Genomic DNA, 15,878 nt, shown 5'->3' with positions numbered 1-15,878 from the left:
AAATGGAAAAGAAACAAAAGAAAGAAAAGAAGAAACTGGGACTTACGACCCAGGTATTTATCGGGTTGTTTGCGGGACTGATCCTAGGAATCTTTCTGTGCTATGTAGTACCGGACAGTCATATTAAGACGGATATCATTGTTGAGGGAATCCTTTATGTGATCGGTCAGGGATTTATCCGTCTGATGAAGATGCTGGTTGTTCCGCTGGTATTCTGCTCCATCGTCTGCGGAAGTATGTCCATCGGAGATACCAAGAAGTTAGGAGCAGTAGGTGTGAGAACCCTGATCTTTTATCTGACGACAACTGCGTTGGCAGTTACGGTTGCATTGAGTGTAGGAAATCTTCTGAATCCGGGAATCGGTCTGGATATGAGTAAGATCAAAACCAGTGCGGATGCAGTAGAGACGATGGAGAGTACTTCTCTGATTTCTACGATCCTGAATATAATTCCGGACAATCCGATCAATTCTCTGGCAAGCGGTAATATGCTGCAGATTATTGTATTTGCCCTGATTGTGGGACTGATCTTGGCAAAGATCGGAGACCGTGCGGAAACCGTCGCCAATTTTATCAGCCAGTTCAACGATATTATGATGGAAATGACCATGATGGTCATGGCGATTGCACCGGTCGGAGTCTTCTGTCTGGTGGCAAGAACTTTTGCAAATATCGGATTTTCTGCGTTGGTACCGCTGGCAAAATATATGATTGCAGTGTTGCTTGCACTGGCATTGCAGTGTCTGGGTGTTTACCAGATCCTGTTAAAGATCTTTACCGGACTGAATCCGATTCGGTTCCTGAAGAAATTTTTCCCGGTTATGGCATTTGCATTTTCCACAGCCACTTCCAATGCGACCATTCCGCTGTCCATCGATACACTGGATAAAAAGGTGGGAGTATCCAAGAAGATTTCTTCTTTCACGATTCCGCTTGGTGCGACTATCAATATGGACGGAACTTCTATCATGCAGGGTGTTGCAGTTGTGTTTGCGGCGCAGGCTTTTGGAATTCATCTGGATATGATGGATTACATTACGGTGATCGGTACCGCAACTCTGGCATCCATCGGTACAGCCGGCGTCCCGAGTGTGGGGCTGGTTACTCTGACAATGGTGTTTAATTCCGTAGGACTTCCGGTAGAAGCAATCGGACTGATTATGGGTATTGACCGTATTTTGGATATGGTACGTACTGCGGTGAATATTACCGGAGATGCAGTCTGCACCACCATAGTTGCGAAACAGAATAATGCATTAGATTTGGAAGTGTTTAACAAAGACTGAGAAAGACAGGAGCAGAGACAATGAGTAAAGCATATGAAAGAATTCGTGCTGGATATGAGTACTGCCGGAAGGTTACGGATTTTGAACCGAAAGTAGCTCTGATCCTGGGATCTGGACTTGGAAATTATGCCAGAAATATGAAGATCGTGGCAGAAATCCCTTATCGGGATATCCCAGGGTTCCCTGTTTCAACGGTAGCAGGGCACGATGGGAAATTTCTGTTTGGCTACATTGGACAGGTTCCGATGGTTGTCATGAAGGGAAGGGTCCATTTTTATGAAGGATATTCTATGGAAGACGTGGTGCTTCCGACCAGACTGATGAAAGAACTGGGCGCAGAGATATTGATTCTGACCAATGCTTCCGGAGGGATTAATCCCAAATTTCAGGCCGGAGATTTCATGATGATCACAGATCAGATCTCCTGCTTTGTACCGTCTCCGCTGGTTGGAGCAAATGTGGAAGAACTGGGAGTCCGATTCCCGGACATGACTTATATTTATGATCTGGAGCTTCAGGAAAAGATCCGGATCGTAGCAAAAAAAGAGCAGATTTCTTTACAGGAAGGTGTTTATGTACAGGCTTCCGGGCCGAATTTTGAAAGCCCGGCAGAGATCCGGATGTTTGGAATCCTTGGGGCAGATACTGTGGGGATGAGTACCGCCTGCGAGGCGATCGCGGCAAACCATGCAGGTATGAAGGTCTGCGGAATCAGTTTTATTTCCAACATGGCAAGCGGCATTTCCGGTAATAAGCTGACGCATGAAGAAGTGCAGGAGACCGCAGATAAAAAAGCACCGGAGTTTGAGCAGTTGATTACAAGGCTGATTGAGGAAATCGGAGAGGAAGAATAGATGGTAGTAACGTATATCGAGCACAGTGGATTTTCTGTGGAACTTCCTGAATGTACCTTGTTATTTGATTATTATCTGGGAAAGCTTCCTGAATTTCCGAAGGAGCATCCGTTGATCGTGTTTGCAAGTCATGTGCATGGGGATCATTTCCAGAAAAAGATCTTTCAGTTGCGGGAACAGTATCAGGAAGTATATTTTGTCTTATCGGATGATATTCCGAAGAAATATGATGCGCCAGATGTAATCTGGGTTTCTTCTGATGTGAAAGTTACGGTTGCGGGATGTGAGATTACCTGTCTGAAATCTACGGATGAGGGAGTTGCATTTCTGGTGAAATGTGGAGAAAAAACCGTTTATCATGCCGGAGATCTGAACTGGTGGCACTGGGAAGAAGAAAGTGCCACTTATAATGACGAGATGAAGCAAAATTATCAGAGAGAAGTAGACAAGCTGGAGGGACGTAAGATCGATGCAGCCTTTGTTCCGGTGGATCCGAGGCTGGAAGATGCCTACTTCTGGGGGATTGATTATTTTATGCGGAAAACGGATACGAAGGTGGTCTTTCCCATGCATTTCTGGGGAAAATACGAGACGATCGACTGCTTGATCCGGCAGAAAGAAACAGAAGATTATCGCGACAGAATTGCGGAAATTGACTGGAAGGGAGAGCGGTTTTCGATATGATGAAAGTGACGATCTATACAGATGGTGCAGCGAGAGGTAATCCGGACGGACCGGGAGGATACGGAACCGTAATGGAATATGTGGATTCTAAAGGAGAGATGCATACGAAGGAACTTTCCCAGGGATATGAAAAAACCACCAACAACCGGATGGAATTGATGGCGGTGATTGCGGGGCTGGAAGCTTTAAACCGTCCCTGTCAGGTGGATCTCTTTTCGGATTCCAAGTATGTGGTGGATGCATTTAATCAGAAATGGATTGATGGATGGATCAAAAAGAACTGGAACCGGGGAAAGAGCGGACCGGTCAAGAATATCGACCTGTGGAAACGGCTTCTGAAAGCGAAAGAGATCCATCAGGTGACGTTCCACTGGGTGAAGGGCCATGACGGACATCCGCAGAATGAGCGGTGTGACGAGCTGGCGACAACGGCAGCGGATTCCGGAAACTGGTTGAAAGATCTGGGAATTGACACATAGAATAATCTGTAATATAATTTGAAACTGAAACGCAAAGTAAGACAGACGGTCGCGGCTGCAAGTGCCGAAAGGTAGCAGACGAGGAAAGTCCGGGCTTCAAAGGGCAGGATGCCGGATAACGTCCGGTGGAGGCGACTCCAAGGCTAGTGCAACAGAAATAAACCGCGAGCCGGAGTGAATTACTCCGGCTCGTAAGGGTGGAAAGGCAGTGTAAGAGACTACCGCCTCACTGGTAACAGCGGGGGCATATGTAAACCCCATCCGAAGCAAGACCGGATCAAAGCGATGTGGCGGCCCGTCACGCTTTAGGTAGGTCGCTGGAGCCTGATGGCAACATCAGGCCTAGACAGATGACCGTCCAACGACATAACCCGGCTTATCGTCTTGCTTCGCGTTTCTTTTTTCTTTTTATTTATTATGGTCGCTGTATTTCTCTTCGCAGTATTTGCAGCGATAGATCTGATTCTCTTCATCGGTCAGAACGAAGATATGATCCAGTTCCTGTTCGATGGAAGTGATACAACGCGGATTCTTACAGCGAATCACATTTTTGATCTGCTTCGGAAGTGTAAGCAGTTTCTTTTCTACTACGTGATCGTTCTGAATGATATTTACGGTGATGTTGTGATCAATAAAACCTAAAATATCCAGATCGATGATATCAATCGGGCACTCAATCTTCATGATATCTTTTCTGCCCATTTTTTCACTTCGTGCATTTTTGATGATTGCAACACAACAGTCCAGTTTGTCAAGATTCAGATATTTATAGATCTCCATGCTTTTTCCGGCTTCGATGTGATCCAGTACAAAACCTTCTGAAATACTGCTGACGTTCAGTGTATGTTTTACCATAAGTTTTTCCTCCTTCATTTGAATCTACTGATCTACCTGAATCCCAAGTAAAGTCAGGATCAGAGCCTCGCGGACATAGACACCGTACTGAGCCTGTTTGAAATAAGCGGCACGGGGATCAGAGTCTACTTCGGTAGAGATCTCATTTACTCTCGGAAGCGGATGCAGGACCAGCATATCATCCGGAGCCAGAGCCATTTTCTTTTTATCCAGAATATAGAAATCTTTCATGCGGACATAATCTTCTTCATTGAAGAAACGCTCTTTTTGAACGCGGGTCATGTAAAGAAGATCCAGTTCCGGAAGAGCATCTTCCAGACGAACTACTTCTTTATATGGTACATGCTTCTTATCGAGCACATCTTCACGCATATAACTTGGAAGTCTTAATTCTTCCGGAGAGATTAAGACAAATTTTACATTTTCATAGCGAACCAGTGCATGGATCAGAGAGTGAACGGTACGACCAAATTTTAAGTCTCCGCAAAGACCGATGACCAGATTGTCCAGACGACCTTTCATGGAACGGATGGTTAAAAGATCAGTCAGTGTCTGGGTCGGATGCTGATGTCCACCGTCTCCTGCGTTGATGATCGGAATGGAAGAATGCTCACAGGCTACCATCGGTGCACCTTCTTTTGGATGTCGCATTGCACAGATATCTGCATAGCAGGAAATCATCTGAATGGTATCGGAAACACTTTCGCCTTTGGAAGCAGAGCTAGAATCGGCAGAAGAAAAGCCGAGGACACTACCACCAAGATTCAGCATTGCTGCTTCATGGCTTAAACGGGTACGTGTACTTGGCTCATAAAACAATGTCGCGAGTTTCTTGCCCTCGCAGGCGTGTGCATATTTTTTGGGGTTAGCTTCAATATCATTGGCCAGATCCATGATTTCGTCCAGTTCTTCAACGGAAAAATCAAGAGGACTCATTAAATGTCTCATAAAAACCTCCTTTGTATTGTACTTTTCATTTTTTTATTCAAAATACCTAGAACATCATATAATATCCGCTGGATATTTTCAAGCAGGATAGAAGATATTTTAGAGAAAATATAGATTTTGTGAAAATGCTGTGATAGAATGAAAATCGTATGTATCTGCAAAGTACAGGGAGAAAAGAGGATTTTAAAATGGCAGATTTGTTGGAATTAAGAGATCGGATCGATGAGATTGATCATGAGATCGCCAGACTTTATGAGGCGCGCATGGGGGTGTGTCGGGAAGTAGGCGAATATAAGATCGCAAACGGCAGTAAAGTCTTTGACAGACAACGGGAAAAGGAAAAGATTTCGGCTGTGAAGACGATGGTCCATGGCGAGTTCAATAAAAAAGGGATCGGGGAACTGTTTGAGCAGCTGATGGCGATGAGCCGAAAGTTACAGTATCAGCTGCTGACGGAGAAAGGAGCTCTTGGAAAGCTTCCTTTTATTGCTGTGGAGGAGCTGGATTGGAAGAATTCAAGAATCGTATTCCAGGGAACAGAAGGATCCTACAGCCAGGAAGCGATGTTCCGTTATTTCGGAAAAGAGATTAACAGCTTTCATGTACAGAAATTCAGAGATGCGATGGAAGCAATCGAAGAGGGAAGCGCAGATTTTGCGGTCCTTCCGATTGAGAATTCCACGGCAGGAGCCGTAGACGAGGTCTTTGACCTTCTGGTGGAGTTTGAAAATTATATCGTAGATGAGCTGGTGCTTCCGGTGCGTCATGCGCTGGCAGGACTTCCTGATGCTACATTAAGTGATATCGAGAGGGTCTATTCCCATCCGCAGGCACTGATGCAGAGTGCCCGTTATCTGGATGAACACAGGGACTGGCAGCAGATCAGTGTGGCCAATACTGCTGTAGCGGCAAGGAAGGTTCTGGAGGATGATGATGTGAAAAAGGCGGCCATCTGCTCCGAACATGCAGCCGAGGTGTACGGACTGAAACTCCTGGATCGGGAGATCAATGACAATCCTGCAAATTCTACCCGTTTTATCATCGTGACGAATCAGAAGATTTTCCGGAAAAATGCGTCTAAGATCAGCATCTGCTTTGAGGTGTCTCATGAGAGCGGATCTTTGTATCATATGCTGTCTCATTTTATTTACAATGATCTGAACATGACGAAGATCGAGTCCCGCCCGATCGAGGGAAGACCCTGGGAATACCGGTTTTTCGTGGATTTCGACGGAAACATGGCAGATCCGGCAGTGAAAAATGCGATCCGTGGTCTGAGAGAAGAATCCAGAAATCTGAAGATTCTCGGAAATTATTAAAAAGCACTTGAAAAAGAACCGAGTGTAAGAGAAAAGAGGAAACAAACGTGAGAACCAATGAATTAATGTTATATAAGTATATGGAAGAAGGACAGCTCCTGGCGGATATGACCTTTCTGATGGAAAATTATGACAATGAATACTATAACCTGGAAGATTTGAGAGGCTTATTGTTTGAATGCGTCAATGAACTGCTGGAATTATCGGCAGGACACGGATTCGAAGGAAATTTGTGGCATACATATCTGACTTATCTTCTGGCAACTGATGAGAATGCATACAGCACCGCATGTGAGATCGTGGGAAAAGTAGAGGGAAGTATCAATCAGATCGCACTGCATGATTTTGAGATTTTCAAGGAATTGTTTGACTATGACTTTTCAGAATTGAAGAAAACCTTAAACGCATCCTGTCTGGATATTTTAGAAAATTATAAAGACACCGGAAACGGCAGTAAGCTTTTTAATAAGCGGATCAGAGACCGGATCTGTGAACTGGCGGCCAATCTGGAAGAAAGCAAGGATGCGGAGGAATTTAAAACCAGTGTTACACAGTTCTACAAAGAGTTCGGCGTTGGTAAATTAGGACTTCACAAGGCATTTCGTGTGGAGCATACCGAGGACGGTGCAAATATCGTTCCGATCACAAAGATTGCTCATGTATATTTAGATGATCTGGTAGGATATGATATACAGAAGCAGAAACTGATCGAGAATACGGAAGCTTTTGTGGAAGGAAGAAGAGCCAATAACTGTCTGCTCTACGGGGATGCGGGAACCGGAAAATCTTCCTCGATCAAGGCGATCCTGAATCAGTATTATGATCAGGGACTCCGTATGATCGAAGTCTATAAACATCAGTTCCAGGATTTGAATGATGTGATTGCGCAGATCAAGAACCGGAATTATAAGTTTATTATTTATATGGATGATCTTTCTTTTGAGGAATTTGAGATTGAATACAAGTATCTGAAGGCAGTAATTGAGGGCGGTCTGGAGAAGAAACCGGATAATATCCTGATATATGCGACCAGCAACCGGCGTCATCTGATCCGGGAGACCTTTAAAGATAAAGCGGACAGAGATGAGGAACTGCATACAAACGATACCGTACAGGAGAAGCTTTCTCTGGTGGCACGGTTTGGTGTGACGATTTATTATGGAGCACCGGATAAAAAAGGATTCCAGGAGATTGTACTGGAACTTGCAAGAGCAAATGGAATTAAGATGGAAGATGAGGAACTTCTCTTAGAAGCGAACAGATGGGAGATGAACCACGGTGGACGTTCGGGAAGAACGGCACAGCAGTTTATCGACCACTTGCTTGGAAAGAAAGATCCGGTATAATTACCGGACCTCTTGAATCCCGCTGATATCGGAATCGATTAGCAGGGAATAATTCGTATAATAGACAACGAAGCCCGGTTTTGCCCCACCGGGCTTTTTTACTTCCTTTTTCTGGACATAGTCAATCTCGACTTTGTCGCTTTTGCTTGCTTTGGAAAAATGAGCGGCAAGACGGGCTGCCTCTTCAAAGGTGCGATCCGGCAACTCCTTTCCCTCAGTCTTTACGATGACGTGAGAGCCGGGATACTTTTTAGAATGGAACCACCAGTCACCACCGTTGGCAAAACGGAAAGTCAGCTCATCGTTTTGCAGATTATTTTTTCCGACGTACATATGAAATCCATCGCTAGAAATATAATGGAAAGGCTTGCTGGTGATTTTGACCTTTTTCTGACCGCTTCTGCGGCGGATATATCCGGTCTGTGCAAGTTCTTCCTTTAACTGAGTCAGATCTTCTTCCTGACGGGCGATATCCAGGGCATTTCCGATGGATTCCAGATACAGGATCTCCTGATGGGTCTCTCGGGTCAGTTCATTTAAGGCTTCAAAGGTACGTTTCAGTTTGTTATAACGGTCGAAATATTTCTGCGCATTTTCTTTGGCAGAAAGCGTATCCTTCAATGGAATTTGAATGGTTTCGTTGGTGTAATAGTTGAATGCTTCCATGGATTTGGCGCCTTCTTCCACGCCGTAGCCGTAGGTGTTGATCAGCTCCCCGTAGATCCGGTATTTGTCCCGCTTTTCGGTATCTTTTAACTGACGAAGCTGTAAATCGTATTTTTTGCGGTTACGTTCCAGTGCCGTATTAATGACGTGTCTTAAATCAGCAGACTTCTGGCGGATCCGTGTAATCTGATTCTTGGAAGCGTAATAAGTGACCAAAACCTGAGAAATGGTCGGGAAAGTCTTAGCCTCCAGATTGGAAAAATGAGACAGTTCCAGGGAAGAAAATTCTTTCGGTTCCGGCCCGTCAAAATAAATTACGGGAGAAAACCTACCCTCCCGGACAGGATCTAAAAAGATAGAAAACTGTGTGTACAGGTGGTGCATCAGGTCTTCGCTTAAATCTTTTGGTGAAAGCTCAGACGGCAGATTGCTGAGAGTACAGATTTCTTCGGCAACCACCGGACTGATGCCGGTAAAACTGTTGTAGAGCGCTTTGGAAAGCGGGAGCGGTTTCTTCCGGAGATGATCGGAAAAGTGTGCTTCGGTAATGGAAAGAGGATCCTCTTTTTCCAGCGTATCCGGAATAAAATAATCTCTGCCCGGCAACACTTCACGCACAGAACTCATCTGGGCGGAGACATGCTTGATACTGTCGATGATTTTCTGATTCTCATCACAGAAAATGATGTTGCTGTGTTTGCCCATGATCTCTACGATCAGCTCTTTCTGCCTGAGATCGCCAAGTTCATCCAGATGTTCAATCTCGAATCGGATGATGCGTTCCAGACCCGGCTGTGTGATCCCGGTGATCCGCCCGTTACTGATGTGCTTGCGGAGAAGCATGCAGAAATTGGGGGCAGTCATGGGACTGGGCTTATTGACATCTGTCAGGTAGATCAGCGGAAGAGAAGCACTTGCGCTGATGCAGAGACGGAATTGTCCGGCAGAAGATTTGATCGTTAACAGCAGTTCGTCTTTTTCCGGCTGTGCAATCTTGGAAATCCTTCCGCCTGTTAAAGTATCCTGTAATTCTTTGGTTATATTTGCTATGGTGATTCCATCAAAAGCCATATTATCATCCTCACTATCTAACTTACATTTCCACTATTATACCCTATTTAAAAAAAAATGTACATCGAAAGCGGTTGACCATTTTGCATGATGAGGGTTATAATAGCATAATGGATTTTGAGCTTAAAAAGGTTTTAAAAACGAAAAGAAGCCTCGAGGAGGAGACAACATGATAAAAAGTATGACAGGTTTCGGACGCTGTGAACTGGTTCGGGATTCCAGAAAATTTACGGTAGAAGTAAAAAGTGTGAATCATCGTTATCTGGATGTCAATATTCGGATGCCAAAAAAATTGAATTTCTTTGAGTCATCAATCCGCAGCCTTCTGAAACAGTACGCAGCCCGCGGAAAAGTGGATCTGTTCATTTCCTATGAAGATTCTGCGCAGAATCAGGTGTCCTTAAAATATAATGAAGCACTTGCGGCAGAATATCTGGATTGCTTCAGGAAGATGGAAGAACAGTTCGGTCTGGAAAACGATATCAGAGTGTCTGCGCTGTCCAGATATCCGGAAGTCATCACCATGGAAGAACAGGCAGTGGATGAGGAAGAACTCTGGAGTCTGTTAAAAGAGACGCTGGAAGGTGCATTCACACAGTTTGTGGAGACAAGGATCACAGAAGGGGAGAATCTGAAGAAAGATCTGCTTGAAAAACTGGACGGAATCCTGGAAGACGTGGAAGCCATCGAGAAACGGTCTCCGGAGATCGTCAAAGAATACAGAGAAAAACTAGAAGAAAAGGTACAGGAACTGTTGGGAGATACCCAGATCGATGAGAACCGTCTCGCGACAGAGATCGTGCTTTTTGCCGATAAGATCTGTACGGACGAAGAACTGGTCCGCTTAAGAAGCCATGTACTTCATATGAAAGCGACTCTGGATGAAGAAAGCGGAATCGGAAGAAAGCTGGATTTTATTGCTCAGGAAATGAACCGGGAGGCCAATACAATCCTGTCGAAGGCAAATGATCTGGATGTTTCCAATCATGCCATCAATCTGAAGACAGAGATCGAAAAGATCCGTGAGCAGATCCAGAACATTGAATAAGACAGAACGATACAGAAGAAGTATAGAAAAAGAGAAAAGAAATCAGAAGGAAAAGAAGTAAGCTATGAGACAGGAAAGAGGAATCTTAAGTGTTGTTTCCGGATTTTCCGGTTCCGGTAAAGGAACTGTGATGAAACGTCTCCTGGAGAAATATCCGGAAAATTATGCATTGTCGATCTCTGCGACCACGAGAAATCCGCGTCCGGGTGAAGTGGATGGAAGGGAATATTTTTTCAAAACGAAAGAACAATTTGAAAAAATGATTGCAGAGCAGGAACTGATAGAGTATGCTAATTACGTGGGAAATTATTACGGAACTCCCAGAGCCTATGTAGAAGAGCAATTGTCTCTGGGAAAAAATGTAATTCTGGAGATTGAGATTCAGGGTGCATTAAAAGTAAAGGAACGTTTTCCGGAGACGGAACTGATTTTCCTGACTCCGCCCAGTGCAACAGAACTGAAAGAAAGACTGGTTGGCAGAGGAACGGAGACCATGGAAGTCATCGAAGGTCGGATGAAACGTGCAGTGGAAGAAGCGGAATATATCGACCGTTATGATCATCTGATCATTAATGATGAACTGGAAAGATGTGTGGAGGAAGTCCACAGGGTGATCCAGTGTGCGCGTTCCAGAATCTGTTCCAGAAAAGAATTCGCGCAGGAGATTAAAGAAGAATTATCGCAATTAGGAAAGGAGAAATAAATTATGCTGCATCCATCTTATACGGATCTTATGAAGGTAGTAAACTCAGACGTAGAGGAGGGCGCTACTAAGATTGTAAACAGCCGGTATTCCATCGTGCTTGCAACCAGCAAACGCGCAAGACAGCTGATCGACGGAGAAATGCCGCTGGTTGATGTACACGGAGGAGAGAAACCTCTGTCTATCGCTATCGATGAACTGAATCAGGGAAAGATCAAGATCATCGCTGAAAATGCAGAAGACGAGGAATAAAAGTAAAACAAAATGAAGAAGAAAAGGGACTGTTTTCTGACAGCCCCTTTATCACTGTATAGGAGAGCAAGAATATCTATGAATATATTGTTTATTTCTCTGGGATGTGACAAGAATCTGGTGGATACGGAAGTGATGCTGGGTTTGCTGGATTCCAGAGGGTATCAGATGGTAGATACGGAAGAAGAAGCGGATGTGATCGTTGTCAATACCTGTTGTTTTATTCATGATGCCAAGGAGGAGAGTATCAATACGATCCTGCAGATGGCAGAATATAAAAAGACAGGAAGACTGAAAGCGCTGATCGTGACAGGTTGTCTGGCACAGAGATATCAGAAAGAAATCTTAGACGAGATTCCGGAAGTAGACGGAGTTCTTGGTACCACATCCTATGATAAGATATTGGAAGCAATCGATGAAGCACTGGCAGGTCATACGGAACTGAAAATGGAAGATATCAACGCCCTTCCGCAGGTGGAAACGAAGCGTCTGGTAACGACCGGTGGACATTACGCTTATCTGAAGATTGCAGAGGGCTGTGATAAACACTGTACTTACTGTATCATCCCGAAGGTGCGCGGAGATTACCGGAGTGTGCCGATGGAGAAACTTCTGAAAGAAGCAAGAGAACTGGCAGAAGGCGGAGTAAAAGAGCTGATCCTGGTCGCACAGGAAACCACCGTTTACGGAGTGGATCTCTACGGGGAAAAGAAATTACCGGAACTGCTGCGAAAACTGTGCGAGATCCCGGGACTTTACTGGATCCGGATTCTCTACTGTTATCCGGAAGAGATTACAGAGGAACTGATTCAGGTCATTAAAGAAGAAGAGAAAATCTGTCATTATCTGGATCTTCCGATTCAGCATGCCAGCGATGGCATCTTAAAACGAATGGGAAGGAGAACCACCAAACAGGAGCTGGTTGACATCATTGGAAAGCTTAGGAAAGAAATCCCGGATATTGCACTTCGCACCACATTGATCACCGGTTTCCCGGGTGAGACACAGGAACAGCATGAAGAACTGATGGCATTTGTGGATGAAATGGAGTTCGAAAGACTGGGAGTCTTTACTTACTCGCCGGAAGAAGATACACCGGCGGCAACCATGCCGGATCAGATTCCGGAAGAAGTCAAAGAATTAAGACAGGCAGAGCTGATGGAATTGCAGCAGGAGATTGCTTTTGAAAAGGCAGAAGACATGATCGGAAGAGAACTTCTGGTGATGATCGAAGGAAAAGTTGTGGATGAAAATGCTTTTGTAGGAAGAACTTATATGGACGCACCGAATGTGGATGGCCTGATTTTTGTAACTGCGGATCAGGAGTTGATGTCCGGTGATTTTGCGAGAGTAAAAGTAACTGGTGCAAATGAGTATGATCTGATAGGAGGACTGATTTCATGAATTTACCAAACAAACTGACGACACTGCGTGTGATTATGATTCCGTTTTTTGTATTTTTTATGTTGACAGACGTGGGTGGAAATGCCAATAAATGGATTGCACTTGCTTTATTTGTGGTTGCGAGTCTTACGGATTTTCTGGATGGAAAGATCGCAAGAAAATATAATCTTGTTACAAATTTCGGAAAATTTATGGATCCGTTAGCTGACAAACTGCTGGTTTGTTCTGCCCTGATCTGTCTACAGGATCTTGACCGGGTTCCGGCATGGGTGGTTATCGTAATCATTGCCAGAGAATTTATTATCAGCGGATTCCGTCTGGTGGCATCCGACAATGGAATCGTTATTGCAGCCAGCTACTGGGGCAAATTTAAAACAACCTTCCAGATGCTGATGATCATTGTCATGATCATGAATTTAGGAGGAGCCTTTGATATGGTGGGAACCGTTTTGATGTGGATCGCACTGGCACTGACCATTATCTCACTGGTAGACTATATTGCAAAGAATGTACAGGTTCTGACTCAGGGAGGCATGTAAAATGTCTGCAATCCTACTGGAAGAAGAACTGGTTACTTTACTAAAGGAAAAAGGATACACGGTTACAACCGCGGAATCCTGTACCGGAGGTCTGGTCTCCGGTACCATTGTAAATACTGCAGGGGCTTCTGATGTGTTAAATGAAGCCTATATTACCTATTCCAATCAGGCAAAGGAAAAACTGCTGGGTGTTTCTCATGAAACGCTGGAAAAGTACGGCGCGGTGAGCGCTCAGACTGCGAAAGAAATGGCAGAGGGGGCGGCAAAAGCTGCCGGAGCCAACATGGGACTTTCTACCACTGGAATTGCAGGACCGGGCGGCGGCACCAAAGAAAAACCGGTAGGCCTGGTTTATGTGGGATGCAGTTTAAACCAGAAGACAGAAACGATAGAATGTCGATTTTCAGGGGATCGACAGGAAAATCGAAGACAGGCGGTAGAAAGGGTTCTCTCACTTGCGATTGAGATGCTCAAATCTTAGAAGCAAATCTTTTTCGGAATGATTGACGGATTTGTCAAAATATGCGAAAATATACTGGGTGTAGTGTGAGAAACCATTCAACATTATACAAGAGAAAATTTCAGATTTGAAAGGAGTTTTAACATGATTTATTCACATGAAGTAGAAATGATGTGTCCGGTAGCTCAGGGTGCTAATCACGGACCAGCTCCGATCCCGGAAGAGGCCAAATGGGTACAGGCAAAAGAGATCAAAGATATCTCCGGCTTTACACATGGTGTGGGTTGGTGCGCTCCGCAGCAGGGAGCTTGTAAATTGTCTCTGAACGTAAAGGATGGCGTGATCCAGGAAGCACTGGTTGAGACCATCGGATGTTCAGGAATGACACACTCCGCAGCAATGGCATCTGAGATCCTTCCAGGAAAGACGATTTTGGAAGCTCTCAATACAGACCTTGTCTGTGATGCAATCAACACTGCTATGAGAGAATTATTTTTACAGATTGTATACGGAAGAACTCAGAGTGCATTCTCTGAAGACGGATTGGCAATCGGTGCCGGACTGGAAGACCTTGGAAAAGGACTTCGTTCTCAGGTTGGTACAATGTACGGAACACTTGCAAAAGGTCCTCGTTATCTTGAGATGGCAGAAGGCTATGTAACAGGAATCGCTCTTGACGAGCACGATGAGATCATCGGTTACAAGTTCGTAAGCCTTGGCAAATTCACAGACTTCATCAAAGCAGGAGATACTCCGAATGAAGCTTGGGAAAAGGCACAGGGACAGTACGGACGTGTAGATGACGCAGTGAAGATCATCGATCCGCGTAAAGAATAATAGTCTCGCAATCGGAAAAGAATATAGGAGGATAATTAGATGGCTTTATTTGAATCATACGAGAGAAGAATTGATAAAATCAATGAAGTTTTAAATAGCTATGGCATTGCATCTATCGAAGATGCAGAGAAGATCACAAAGGATGCCGGTCTGGATGTATATAATCAGGTAAAAGGTATCCAGCCGATCTGTTTTGAGAACGCTTGCTGGGCATACACTGTCGGTGCAGCAATCGCAATCAAAAAAGGATGTAAGACAGCCGCTGACGCTGCAGCAGCAATCGGAGAAGGACTTCAGGCATTCTGTATTCCGGGATCTGTAGCTGACCAGAGAAAAGTAGGTCTTGGACACGGTAACCTCGGAAAGATGCTTCTGGAAGAAGAGACAGACTGCTTCTGCTTCTTGGCAGGTCACGAGTCTTTCGCAGCAGCAGAAGGTGCAATCGGTATCGCTGAGAAAGCAAACAAGGTTCGTAAGAAACCTCTGCGTGTAATCCTGAACGGTCTTGGAAAAGATGCTGCAAAGATCATTTCCAGAATTAACGGATTTACATATGTTCAGACAGAATATGATTATTATACAGGAGAACTGAAAGAAGTTCAGAGAATCGCTTACTCTGACGGACTTCGTTCCAAAGTAAACTGCTATGGAGCAAACGATGTACGTGAAGGTGTTGCTATCATGTGGAAAGAAGGCGTTGATGTTTCTATCACCGGTAACTCCACAAACCCGACACGTTTCCAGCATCCGGTAGCAGGAACTTATAAGAAAGAATGCGTAGAAGCAGGAAAGAAATACTTCTCCGTTGCTTCCGGTGGTGGTACAGGACGTACTCTGCATCCGGACAACATGGCAGCAGGACCGGCTTCCTACGGTATGACAGATACACTGGGACGTATGCACTCTGATGCTCAGTTTGCAGGATCCTCTTCTGTACCGGCTCACGTAGAAATGATGGGTCTGATCGGTGCAGGTAACAATCCGATGGTTGGTATGACTGTTGCAGTTGCAGTTTCGATTGAGGAAGCAGCAAAGGCTGGTAAGTTCTAAGAAAGTTATAAAATAGTTTAAGTATTTCATCATGTAACCATTGTGGGTTTCGCTTAGTATAGACTGATTTTGTAAGG

General features: G+C 44.7%; 17 protein-coding genes and 1 other RNA gene. 15 read left to right on the top strand and 3 right to left on the bottom strand.

Features of this window, described 5'->3' with window-relative positions; translation table 11 throughout:
- The first annotated feature begins 2 nt into the window (after positions 1–2).
- From KGMB01110_RS01150 to rnpB, 5 genes are all read left to right on the top strand, one after another.
- Positions 3–1,286, top strand: coding sequence for a dicarboxylate/amino acid:cation symporter (locus KGMB01110_RS01150; RefSeq protein ID WP_119297325.1), 1,284 nt, complete (start codon positions 3–5; stop codon positions 1,284–1,286).
- A 20-nt stretch (positions 1,287–1,306) separates the two neighbouring features.
- Positions 1,307–2,140 (top strand): purine-nucleoside phosphorylase, encoded by an 834-nt coding sequence (locus KGMB01110_RS01145; RefSeq protein ID WP_117602045.1) that lies wholly within the window; start codon positions 1,307–1,309, stop codon positions 2,138–2,140.
- A complete protein-coding gene (locus tag KGMB01110_RS01140) occupies positions 2,141–2,824 on the top strand; it encodes an MBL fold metallo-hydrolase (RefSeq protein ID WP_119297324.1) in 684 nt (227 codons plus the stop codon).
- On the top strand, positions 2,824–3,303 hold the full coding sequence (rnhA, locus tag KGMB01110_RS01135) for a ribonuclease HI (RefSeq protein WP_117602556.1): 480 nt from the start codon (positions 2,824–2,826) through the stop codon (positions 3,301–3,303). Before KGMB01110_RS01140 ends, rnhA begins: the two co-directional genes overlap by 1 nt.
- A 33-nt stretch (positions 3,304–3,336) precedes the next feature.
- Positions 3,337–3,698, top strand: an RNA gene (rnpB, locus tag KGMB01110_RS01130) — RNase P RNA component class A.
- 13 nt (positions 3,699–3,711) lie between these two features.
- Here the strand turns inward: rnpB and KGMB01110_RS01125 are convergent.
- On the bottom strand, positions 3,712–4,158 hold the full coding sequence (locus tag KGMB01110_RS01125) for an aspartate carbamoyltransferase regulatory subunit (RefSeq protein WP_117602047.1): 447 nt from the start codon (positions 4,156–4,158) through the stop codon (positions 3,712–3,714).
- 24 nt (positions 4,159–4,182) lie between these two features.
- Entirely contained in the window at positions 4,183–5,106 is a 924-nt protein-coding gene (pyrB, locus tag KGMB01110_RS01120) for an aspartate carbamoyltransferase (RefSeq protein ID WP_119297323.1), read from the bottom strand.
- A gap of 188 nt (positions 5,107–5,294) precedes the next feature.
- Here pyrB and pheA point away from each other — a divergent pair, with 188 nt between their 5' ends.
- Together pheA and KGMB01110_RS01110 are read left to right on the top strand one after the other, a co-directional pair.
- Positions 5,295–6,425 carry a prephenate dehydratase gene (gene pheA, locus KGMB01110_RS01115; protein WP_117602049.1) on the top strand — a complete coding sequence of 377 codons (1,131 nt, stop codon included), beginning with the start codon at positions 5,295–5,297 and terminating at the stop codon, positions 6,423–6,425.
- Positions 6,426–6,472: 47 nt separating this feature from the next.
- A complete protein-coding gene (locus tag KGMB01110_RS01110; RefSeq protein WP_119297322.1) occupies positions 6,473–7,771 on the top strand; it encodes an ATP-binding protein in 1,299 nt (432 codons plus the stop codon).
- Here KGMB01110_RS01110 and KGMB01110_RS01105 read toward each other — a convergent pair whose 3' ends face one another.
- Positions 7,772–9,508, bottom strand: coding sequence for an Rqc2 family fibronectin-binding protein (locus tag KGMB01110_RS01105; protein ID WP_117602051.1), 1,737 nt, complete (start codon positions 9,506–9,508; stop codon positions 7,772–7,774).
- A 169-nt stretch (positions 9,509–9,677) separates the two neighbouring features.
- Here KGMB01110_RS01105 and KGMB01110_RS01100 point away from each other — a divergent pair, with 169 nt between their 5' ends.
- The 8 genes from KGMB01110_RS01100 (at position 9,678) to KGMB01110_RS01065 (ending at position 15,801) form a co-directional block, all read left to right on the top strand.
- Positions 9,678–10,556: a YicC/YloC family endoribonuclease gene (locus KGMB01110_RS01100; protein ID WP_117889742.1), complete on the top strand. Its 879-nt coding sequence runs from the start codon at positions 9,678–9,680 to the stop codon at positions 10,554–10,556.
- Between the two features lie 64 nt (positions 10,557–10,620).
- Positions 10,621–11,259 carry a guanylate kinase gene (gene gmk, locus KGMB01110_RS01095; protein WP_117602053.1) on the top strand — a complete coding sequence of 213 codons (639 nt, stop codon included), beginning with the start codon at positions 10,621–10,623 and terminating at the stop codon, positions 11,257–11,259.
- A 3-nt stretch (positions 11,260–11,262) separates the two neighbouring features.
- Entirely contained in the window at positions 11,263–11,511 is a 249-nt protein-coding gene (rpoZ, locus tag KGMB01110_RS01090) for a DNA-directed RNA polymerase subunit omega (protein WP_117602054.1), read from the top strand.
- A gap of 78 nt (positions 11,512–11,589) precedes the next feature.
- On the top strand, positions 11,590–12,915 hold the full coding sequence (gene rimO / locus KGMB01110_RS01085) for a 30S ribosomal protein S12 methylthiotransferase RimO (RefSeq protein WP_119297321.1): 1,326 nt from the start codon (positions 11,590–11,592) through the stop codon (positions 12,913–12,915).
- Positions 12,912–13,454: a CDP-diacylglycerol--glycerol-3-phosphate 3-phosphatidyltransferase gene (gene pgsA / locus KGMB01110_RS01080; protein ID WP_117889744.1), complete on the top strand. Its 543-nt coding sequence runs from the start codon at positions 12,912–12,914 to the stop codon at positions 13,452–13,454. The genes rimO and pgsA overlap by 4 nt, the downstream gene beginning before the upstream one ends.
- A 1-nt stretch (position 13,455) precedes the next feature.
- Positions 13,456–13,935: a CinA family protein gene (locus KGMB01110_RS01075; protein ID WP_117602057.1), complete on the top strand. Its 480-nt coding sequence runs from the start codon at positions 13,456–13,458 to the stop codon at positions 13,933–13,935.
- Positions 13,936–14,058: 123 nt separating this feature from the next.
- Positions 14,059–14,751 carry an iron-sulfur cluster assembly scaffold protein gene (locus tag KGMB01110_RS01070; protein WP_117602058.1) on the top strand — a complete coding sequence of 231 codons (693 nt, stop codon included), beginning with the start codon at positions 14,059–14,061 and terminating at the stop codon, positions 14,749–14,751.
- A gap of 39 nt (positions 14,752–14,790) precedes the next feature.
- Positions 14,791–15,801 (top strand): GGGtGRT protein, encoded by a 1,011-nt coding sequence (locus KGMB01110_RS01065; RefSeq protein ID WP_117602059.1) that lies wholly within the window; start codon positions 14,791–14,793, stop codon positions 15,799–15,801.
- The last annotated feature ends 77 nt before the right edge of the window (positions 15,802–15,878 follow it).

This window comes from Mediterraneibacter butyricigenes, assembly GCF_003574295.1.
GTDB classification, from domain to species: Bacteria; Bacillota; Clostridia; order Lachnospirales; family Lachnospiraceae; genus Mediterraneibacter_A; species Mediterraneibacter_A butyricigenes.
This window is presented reverse-complemented; position numbering and strand designations above follow the sequence as displayed.

Bases quoted from the DNA above. Each gene is read 5' to 3' on its own strand.
- KGMB01110_RS01150 (WP_119297325.1), top strand. From the start codon at position 3: ATGGAAAAGAAACAAAAGAAAGAAAAGAAGAAACTGGGACTTACGACC.
- KGMB01110_RS01145 (WP_117602045.1), top strand. From the start codon at position 1,307: ATGAGTAAAGCATATGAAAGAATTCGTGCTGGATATGAGTACTGCCGG.
- KGMB01110_RS01140 (WP_119297324.1), top strand. From the start codon at position 2,141: ATGGTAGTAACGTATATCGAGCACAGTGGATTTTCTGTGGAACTTCCT.
- rnhA (WP_117602556.1), top strand. From the start codon at position 2,824: ATGAAAGTGACGATCTATACAGATGGTGCAGCGAGAGGTAATCCGGAC.
- KGMB01110_RS01125 (WP_117602047.1), bottom strand. From the start codon at position 4,158: ATGGTAAAACATACACTGAACGTCAGCAGTATTTCAGAAGGTTTTGTA.
- pyrB (WP_119297323.1), bottom strand. From the start codon at position 5,106: ATGAGACATTTAATGAGTCCTCTTGATTTTTCCGTTGAAGAACTGGAC.
- pheA (WP_117602049.1), top strand. From the start codon at position 5,295: ATGGCAGATTTGTTGGAATTAAGAGATCGGATCGATGAGATTGATCAT.
- KGMB01110_RS01105 (WP_117602051.1), bottom strand. From the start codon at position 9,508: ATGGCTTTTGATGGAATCACCATAGCAAATATAACCAAAGAATTACAG.
- KGMB01110_RS01100 (WP_117889742.1), top strand. From the start codon at position 9,678: ATGATAAAAAGTATGACAGGTTTCGGACGCTGTGAACTGGTTCGGGAT.
- gmk (WP_117602053.1), top strand. From the start codon at position 10,621: ATGAGACAGGAAAGAGGAATCTTAAGTGTTGTTTCCGGATTTTCCGGT.
- rpoZ (WP_117602054.1), top strand. From the start codon at position 11,263: ATGCTGCATCCATCTTATACGGATCTTATGAAGGTAGTAAACTCAGAC.
- rimO (WP_119297321.1), top strand. From the start codon at position 11,590: ATGAATATATTGTTTATTTCTCTGGGATGTGACAAGAATCTGGTGGAT.
- pgsA (WP_117889744.1), top strand. From the start codon at position 12,912: ATGAATTTACCAAACAAACTGACGACACTGCGTGTGATTATGATTCCG.
- KGMB01110_RS01075 (WP_117602057.1), top strand. From the start codon at position 13,456: ATGTCTGCAATCCTACTGGAAGAAGAACTGGTTACTTTACTAAAGGAA.
- KGMB01110_RS01070 (WP_117602058.1), top strand. From the start codon at position 14,059: ATGATTTATTCACATGAAGTAGAAATGATGTGTCCGGTAGCTCAGGGT.
- KGMB01110_RS01065 (WP_117602059.1), top strand. From the start codon at position 14,791: ATGGCTTTATTTGAATCATACGAGAGAAGAATTGATAAAATCAATGAA.